The organism is Streptococcus sp. HMSC072D03, assembly GCF_001812855.1.
GTDB classification, from domain to species: Bacteria; Bacillota; Bacilli; order Lactobacillales; family Streptococcaceae; genus Streptococcus; species Streptococcus salivarius_D.
Genome location: NZ_KV810640.1, coordinates 26,419 through 34,252, shown reverse-complemented (window position 1 = coordinate 34,252; position 7,834 = coordinate 26,419). Strand labels below are relative to the sequence as shown.

The following is a 7,834-nucleotide window of genomic DNA, read 5'->3' as shown; positions in this document are numbered from 1 at the left end:
CGCTCCTTCGGGTTCGGGGGTTCGAATCCCTCCCCTTCCATAGTTACGGGCATAGTTTAAAGGTAGAACTAAGGTCTCCAAAACCTTCAGTGTGGGTTCAATTCCTACTGCCCGTGTTAGTAAAGTGGCGAATGTGGTGAAGTGGTTAACACATCAGATTGTGGCTCTGACATTCGGGGGTTCGATTCCCCTCATTCGCCTATATTTTTGGGGTATAGCCAAGCGGTAAGGCAAGGGACTTTGACTCCCTCATGCGTTGGTTCGAATCCAGCTACCCCAGTTATACTTTGCCGGCGTGGCGGAATTGGCAGACGCGCTGGACTCAAAATCCAGTGTCCGCAAGGACGTGCCGGTTCGACCCCGGCCGCCGGTATAAGTTACACTCCTTAAGGAGTGTTTTTTTGTCTATAGGAGTTTATTTTTTATGTCTGATAAATTTCAGCTTCTCTTAAAACAAATTCGTTTTCCTGAGGATCACGATTCTTTTAAAGAAATTAAAGATGGTTCTATCGAAACAGTAAAGCTATTTAAATCAAAACGCCAATGGTTCTTTGTTTTTTCTTTTCCTAGTGTTCTGTCTTATGAGTCTTTTGCTCTTTTTGATAGTTTACTTCACTCTTCTTTTAATTCTTTAGGTGCTAAAGCTTCTTTTGAGATTCGTTTAGTTTCTACTACTTGCGATGATTCTTTACTTGGAGCTTATTTTTCATATGCTTTAGATAGTTTAAAAGTGTCACACTTTTCTATTTATTCTTTATTCTCAAATCTAAAGGTTGAAATTTCGAATAATAGTATTTTTGTTAAGGCTCCAGAGCATATAATAAAGGAAAATTTACAGGATAGATTTATTTCTTTGATAACTAAATCTCTTTCTCAAGTTGGTTTATCTGATGTATCCATTTCTGTTGTTGAAGATAAGGAAGCGTCATCTTCTTTAGAAGAGGCTTACCAAACAAATAAGGTTTCTTTACAAGAACAAGCTGAGTCTCAGGCTAGACAAGCACTTCAATCTATTCTTGAAAGTGCCCCAGCACCGGAACCTGTGACCGAACCATCACAAAATTTTGCTGAGAAACAAAGTCAACGTCAAGCTAGTTTTGATAAGGCTGAAATAATGCCAATGGTTGATATTAATTCTGAAGAGAATCGTGTTGTTTTTGAAGGATATATTTTTGATGTAGACCAACGTGAAACAAAGACGGGTCGAATTATTATTAATTTTAAGGTAACTGATTATACCTCTAGTTTTGCTATGCAACGATGGGTCAAAGATAGTGATGAGCTCGCTAAGTTTGATATGATAAAAAAGGGGAACTGGGTTAGGGTTCGTGGCCGTATCGAGAATAATCCTTTCACTCATAGTCTGACTATGAATGTGCAAGATATTAAAGAGATTTCTCATACTCCTCGTAAGGATTTGATGCCTGAGGGACAAAAGCGTGTGGAATTTCATGCGCATACCAACATGTCGACTATGGATGCAATGCCAACTGTTGAAGATCTTATTGATACAGCGGCTTCTTGGGGACATCCAGCAGTTGCCATTACTGACCATGCTAATGTTCAGAGTTTTCCTCATGGCTACCATAGGGCTAAGAAAGCTGGGATTAAGGCTATTTTTGGTCTTGAAGCCAATCTTGTTGAGGATAAAGTTCCTATTGTTTATAATTCCCAGAATTTGGAATTAAAAGAAGCAACTTATGTTGTATTTGACGTTGAGACAACGGGTTTGTCTGCTGTTCATAATGATTTGATTCAGATTGCGGCATCAAAAATGCATAAAGGTAATATTATTGAGCAATTTGATGAATTCATAGACCCAGGACATCCTCTTTCTGCATTTACTACTGAGTTGACCGGTATTACTGATAATCATGTTAAAGGTGCTAAACCTTTAGTCCAAGTTTTACAGGAGTTTCAAGAATTCTGTCAAGGAACTGTTCTAGTGGCCCATAATGCGACCTTTGACGTTGGTTTTATGAATGCCAATTACGAAAGACATCAGTTACCAACAATTTCACAGCCGGTTATTGATACTTTAGAATTTGCACGAAATCTTTATCCTGAGTATAAGCGTCATGGTTTGGGTCCTTTGACGAAGCGGTTTGGTGTGGCTTTGGATCATCACCATATGGCCAATTATGATGCGGAAGCTACGGGTCGTTTGTTGTTTATCTTCATAAAAGATGTGTTTGATAAGCACGGTTTGACTAATCTAGAACAGTTGAACACGGATTTGGTTTCTGAAGATTCGTATAAAAAGTCTCGTGTCAAACATGCAACGCTATATGTTCAGAATCAAACTGGCTTGAAGAATATCTTTAAGTTGGTAAGTTTATCAAATGTCTCATACTTTGAGGGAGTAGCACGTATTCCTCGTACGGTCTTAGATGAGTATCGTGAAGGAATCATTGTAGGTTCTGCTTGTGCTGATGGTGAGGTTTTTGATACGCTTCTGTCTCACGGTATTGACAAGGCGGTTGAAGTTGCCAAATATTATGACTTTATTGAAGTTATGCCACCGGCAATTTATGCGCCCTTGATTGCAAAGGATTTAATCAAGGATGAGGCGGCTATAGAACAACTGATTAGTGATTTGATTGAAGTCGCTAATCGTCTGGACAAGCCTGTGCTGGCTACAGGAAATGTACACTATATCAACCCTGAGGATGCCATTTATCGTGAAATCATTGTTCGTGCTTTGGGACAAGGAGCCATGATTAATAGGCCAATTGGTAAGGGAGAAAATGCGAAACCTGCTCCTTTACCTGAAGCTCATTTTAGGACAACTAACGAGATGCTAGACGACTTTGCCTTTTTAGGAAAAGACTTAGCCTATGAAATTGTTGTAACTAATACGCAAGCTATGGCAGATCAAATTGAAGAGGTTGAGGTTGTTAAAAAAGACTTGTACACACCTTTTATTGATCGTGCGGAAGAACAGGTTGCGGAGATGACATATGCTAGAGCGTTTGAGCTCTATGGTAATCCTTTGCCTGATATTATTGACCTGCGAATTGAGAAAGAGTTGTCTTCAATTCTTGGTAATGGATTTGCCGTAATCTACCTGGCTTCGCAGATGCTAGTTAACCGTTCAAATGAACGTGGCTACCTAGTTGGTTCGCGTGGATCTGTCGGTTCTAGTTTTGTTGCGACGATGATTGGAATTACTGAGGTCAATCCGATGCCGCCACATTATCTCTGTCCTAATTGTCAACACTCAGAGTTCATTACAGATGGATCTTATGGATCTGGCTTCGATTTGCCTGATAAGGAATGTTCAGAATGTGGAACGGAATATAAAAAAGATGGTCAGGATATTCCTTTCGAGACCTTCCTAGGTTTTGATGGGGATAAGGTTCCTGATATCGATTTGAACTTCTCCGGTGATGATCAACCATCAGCCCACTTGGACGTTCGTGATATTTTTGGAGAGCAATATGCTTTTCGTGCCGGAACAGTAGGAACTGTTGCAGATCGGACGGCTTATGGTTTTGTTAAAGGTTACGAACGTGATTACAATAAGTTTTACCGTGATGCCGAGGTCGATCGTTTAGCCATGGGGGCTGCGGGTGTTAAGCGAAACACTGGTCAGCACCCGGGTGGTATTGTTGTTATTCCAAATTATATGGATGTCTATGATTTCACACCTGTTCAATATCCGGCAGATGATGTAACGGCTGCTTGGCAGACGACTCACTTTAACTTCCACGATATTGATGAGAACGTGTTGAAGCTTGATATTCTGGGACATGATGATCCGACTATGATTCGTAAGTTGCAGGATTTATCAGGAATTGATCCAAAAGATATTCGAGCAGATGATCCAGATGTAATGAAACTTTTTTCAGGGACTGATATTTTAGGAGTAACACCTGAACAGATTGGGACACCAACGGGAATGTTGGGAATCCCTGAGTTTGGGACTAACTTTGTTCGTGGTATGGTCGACGAGACGCATCCGACGACCTTTGCGGAACTCTTACAGTTATCTGGTTTGTCTCATGGAACAGACGTTTGGCTAGGTAATGCACAAGATTTGATTAAGGAAGGTATCGCCACTCTGAAAACAGTTATCGGTTGTCGTGATGATATCATGGTATACCTAATGCATGCGGGATTAGATCCTAAGATGGCCTTCACAATCATGGAACGTGTGCGTAAGGGGATGTGGTTGAAGATTTCCGAAGAAGAGCGTAATGGCTATATTCAAGCCATGCGTGAAAATAATGTTCCAGACTGGTACATTGAATCTTGTGGTAAAATCAAGTACATGTTCCCTAAAGCCCATGCGGCAGCCTACGTTATGATGGCCCTGCGTGTAGCTTATTTCAAAGTGCACCATCCTATTTATTACTATTGTGCCTACTTCTCAATTCGAGCTAAAGCATTCGAGCTTAAGACGATGTCTGCGGGTCTTGATGCTGTTAAAGCTCGAATGGAAGATATTAAGGAGAAGCGCCAACGAAATGAAGCGACTAATGTTGAAAATGACTTATTTACAACGCTTGAAATTGTCAATGAAATGTTAGAACGTGGCTTTACCTTTGGTCAGTTGGATCTTTATAAGAGTCAGGCAACTGAATTTCTGATTGAAGGAGATACTTTGATTCCACCGTTTATCGCACTTGAAGGTTTGGGTGAGAACGTTGCTAAGCAAGTGGTTGCTGCGCGTGAAGAAGGGGAGTTCCTTTCCAAGACAGAATTGCGTAAACGAGGAGGCCTATCATCAACCTTGGTTGAAAAATTGGATGAAATGGGCATCCTAGGAAATATGCCAGAAGATAATCAATTAAGTCTTTTTGATGATTTCTTTTAATGGCTGAAGAGAATTGTCATCAACTTTGAGAGAATGGAGTCAGTCTCCGTTCTCTTTTTGTTTAGGGGGCTGCATGTGATGCTAAAAAGCCAAAGCTGAGAGGAAACCTTTTTCTTCGTCTTATGGTATACTGATAGAAAATTATAGTTTCAAGGAGTTAATCATGGTTTTACCAAATTTTAAAGAAAATCTTGAGAAATATGCTAAATTACTGGTTGCTAATGGGATTAATGTGCAACCTGGTCACACAGTGGCCTTGAGCATTGATGTAGAACAAGCAGAGCTAGCACACCTCTTAGTTAAAGAAGCCTATGCTTTAGGAGCAGCTGAGGTAATCGTTCAATGGTCAGATGATATTATTAATCGCGAGCGCTTCTTGCATGCTGATATGGACCGCATCGAAGAGGTTCCTGCTTATAAAAAAGCTGAGATGGAATATTTGTTGGCCAAGAAGGCAAGTCGCTTAGGCGTTCGTTCATCCGATCCAGGTGCCCTTAATGGTGTAGCTCCTGAACGTTTATCTGCTCATGCTAAAGCTACTGGAGTGGCCTTTAAACCTATGCAGGTGGCAACTCAGTCTAATAAGGTTAGTTGGACTGTAGCTGCTGCAGCTGGTAAGGAATGGGCTAAGAAGGTCTTTCCCGATGCTTCGAGTGATGAGGAAGCTGTAGATTTACTTTGGGACCAAATTTTCAAGACTTGTCGTGTCTATGAAGAGGACCCTGTACGTGCTTGGAAGGAACATGCTGACCGCTTGGATGCTAAAGCACGCCTACTCAATGAATCACAATTCTCAGCCTTACACTACCAAGCACCTGGAACAGATTTGACTCTAGGATTGCCTAAAAACCATGTTTGGGAGTCTGCAGGTGCCATTAATGCGCAAGGTGAAGGTTTCCTTCCTAATATGCCAACAGAAGAGGTCTTTACGGCACCAGATTTTCGTCGTGCAGATGGTTATGTCTCAAGCACAAAGCCTCTAAGCTACAATGGTAATATTATTGAGGGAATCAAGGTAACCTTCAAAGATGGTGAAATTGTAGATATCACAGCGGACCAAGGTGATGAAGTGATGAAGAATCTCGTCTTCAACAATAATGGGGCGCGTGCTCTAGGTGAATGTGCTTTGGTACCAGATCCAAGTCCTATTTCACAGTCAGGCATCACTTTCTTTAACACTCTTTTTGATGAGAATGCATCCAACCACCTAGCTATTGGAGCAGCCTATGCTACCAGTGTTAAGGGAGGGGCAGACATGACAGAAGAGGAGCTTAAGGAAGCTGGTCTTAATCGTTCTGATGTACACGTAGACTTTATGATTGGTTCAAATCAAATGGATATTGATGGTATCCGCCAAGATGGTAGCCGTGTACCAATCTTCCGAAATGGGGATTGGGCAATCTAAGAGTGATGGAGGATTTCTCATGATTGGAAGTATGATAGTTGGTTTTCTCATTGGCCTTATTGCCTCTGCTATATCAAATAGGGGTGAACGTATGGGCTGTATTGGTAAGACCTTTGTTGGATGGCTAGGTGCTTTTGTTGGTCAGCTTCTTTTTGGAAATTGGGGACCGATGCTAGCAGATACTGCTATCGTTCCTTCAGTACTAGGTGCTGTTATCTTATTAGCCCTTTTTTGGAATCGTAATAGTTAGAAATGAAAGAGTTCTGAGGTATTGGTTAGATATCTAAGGACTCTTTTTTCTTATTTTTTCATTTTCATATACCACTTTTAGAAAAACTGTGGTAGAGTAATAAAAACAGCATCTATTTGGAAAGGACTAGAAATGAGTGACTTAGATAAAAACATGGCTGTAAAAAGTATGGTAGTTATGCGTAAGGCTTTTCGTACCATCGATGCCAAGGTTTCTGAGACCTTTAAAGAATTTAATTTGACACCAACTCAATTTGGTGTCATGGACGTGCTTAATGCCAAAGGACGTATGAAAATTGGCGAATTAATTGACCGCATGCTTGCCACCTCCGGGAATATGACTGTCGTCATTAAAAATATGGAGAAAAAAGGTTGGTTGACGCGAGAAGCCTGTCAAACAGATAAGCGTGCTTTCGAGGTTGATTTGACGGATGAGGGCCGTCGTATTATTCAAGCAGCAATCCCGCCACATCAGCGAGCTATTGAGGAGACTTTTTCCGTTCTGACACCTGAAGAGCAGGCACAGTTGGTAGAGCTCCTGAAAAAATTTAAGAATGTCTGAGCATATTTCTTTATATTTCTAATGGAATCCTATATATTACTATGTAGTAGTAAATATCAATTGTTAGAAATACAAAGGAAGTGTATTATGAAAAACATTCTATTTATCGTTGGGTCTCTTCGCAAGGAATCATTTAACCACCAATTAGCAGAAGAAGCTGAGAAAATGCTAGCTGGTAAAGCTAATGTTTCTTATCTTGACTATAGTCAAGTACCTGTTTTTAATCAGGATTTAGAAAGTCCAGTTCTTCCAGTTTTGGCAGAAGTTCGAGAACAGGTCTTGGTAGCAGACGCAATTTGGATTTTCTCACCGGTTTATAATTTCTCAATTCCTGGGTCAGTGAAAAATTTGCTTGACTGGTTGAGCCGTGCCCTTGACCTATCAGATCCTTCAGGGCCATCAGCTCTTCAAGATAAGATTGTAACCGTGTCATCAGTTGCTAATGGTGGCCACAATCAACTTTTTGATGCCTACAAAGACTTGTTACCATTTATCCGTACCCAAGTGGTTGGCGACTTTACAGCGACACGTGTAAATGATACAGCTTGGGCGGATGGGAAATTCCTAGCAACTGAAGAAGTTCTTGAAAGCCTTCAGAATCAAGCGGAAGCTTTGATTGAAGCGATTAAATAAAAATAATGAATACCCGAGGTTTCTAGCTTCGGGTATTTTTATATGCAATAATGAAAAAAGACACCCTAAGGTGTCTTCGTATTATGAAGGCGGTAGACGGATTTGAACCGACGATCAAGCTTTTGCAGAGCCGTGCCTTACCACTTGGCTATACCGCCATAACAGA

General features: G+C 40.9%; 5 protein-coding genes and 5 tRNA genes. 9 read left to right on the top strand and 1 reads right to left on the bottom strand.

Annotated elements, in window-relative coordinates:
* Positions 1-45: 45 nt before the first annotated feature.
* From HMPREF2877_RS03670 to HMPREF2877_RS03630, 9 genes are all read left to right on the top strand, one after another.
* A tRNA-Trp gene (locus HMPREF2877_RS03670) sits at positions 46-116 on the top strand.
* Between the two features lie 11 nt (positions 117-127).
* Positions 128-200 (top strand) — tRNA-His (locus HMPREF2877_RS03665).
* An 8-nt stretch (positions 201-208) separates the two neighbouring features.
* A tRNA-Gln gene (locus HMPREF2877_RS03660) sits at positions 209-280 on the top strand.
* A 9-nt stretch (positions 281-289) separates the two neighbouring features.
* A tRNA-Leu gene (locus tag HMPREF2877_RS03655) sits at positions 290-373 on the top strand.
* Positions 374-424: 51 nt separating this feature from the next.
* The gene (locus HMPREF2877_RS03650) at positions 425-4,819 is read left to right on the top strand and encodes a PolC-type DNA polymerase III (RefSeq protein ID WP_070578702.1); all 4,395 of its coding nucleotides are present in this window, start codon (positions 425-427) and stop codon (positions 4,817-4,819) included.
* A 163-nt stretch (positions 4,820-4,982) separates the two neighbouring features.
* Positions 4,983-6,224: an aminopeptidase gene (locus tag HMPREF2877_RS03645; protein ID WP_070578699.1), complete on the top strand. Its 1,242-nt coding sequence runs from the start codon at positions 4,983-4,985 to the stop codon at positions 6,222-6,224.
* A 19-nt stretch (positions 6,225-6,243) separates the two neighbouring features.
* Positions 6,244-6,474 (top strand): GlsB/YeaQ/YmgE family stress response membrane protein, encoded by a 231-nt coding sequence (locus HMPREF2877_RS03640; protein WP_002889604.1) that lies wholly within the window; start codon positions 6,244-6,246, stop codon positions 6,472-6,474.
* A 132-nt stretch (positions 6,475-6,606) separates the two neighbouring features.
* On the top strand, positions 6,607-7,035 hold the full coding sequence (locus HMPREF2877_RS03635; RefSeq protein ID WP_002886332.1) for a MarR family winged helix-turn-helix transcriptional regulator: 429 nt from the start codon (positions 6,607-6,609) through the stop codon (positions 7,033-7,035).
* 87 nt (positions 7,036-7,122) lie between these two features.
* Positions 7,123-7,668: an NAD(P)H-dependent oxidoreductase gene (locus tag HMPREF2877_RS03630; protein ID WP_070578696.1), complete on the top strand. Its 546-nt coding sequence runs from the start codon at positions 7,123-7,125 to the stop codon at positions 7,666-7,668.
* A gap of 87 nt (positions 7,669-7,755) precedes the next feature.
* Here HMPREF2877_RS03630 and HMPREF2877_RS03625 read toward each other — a convergent pair.
* Positions 7,756-7,826 (bottom strand) — tRNA-Cys (locus HMPREF2877_RS03625).
* Between the last annotated feature and the right edge of the window lie 8 nt (positions 7,827-7,834).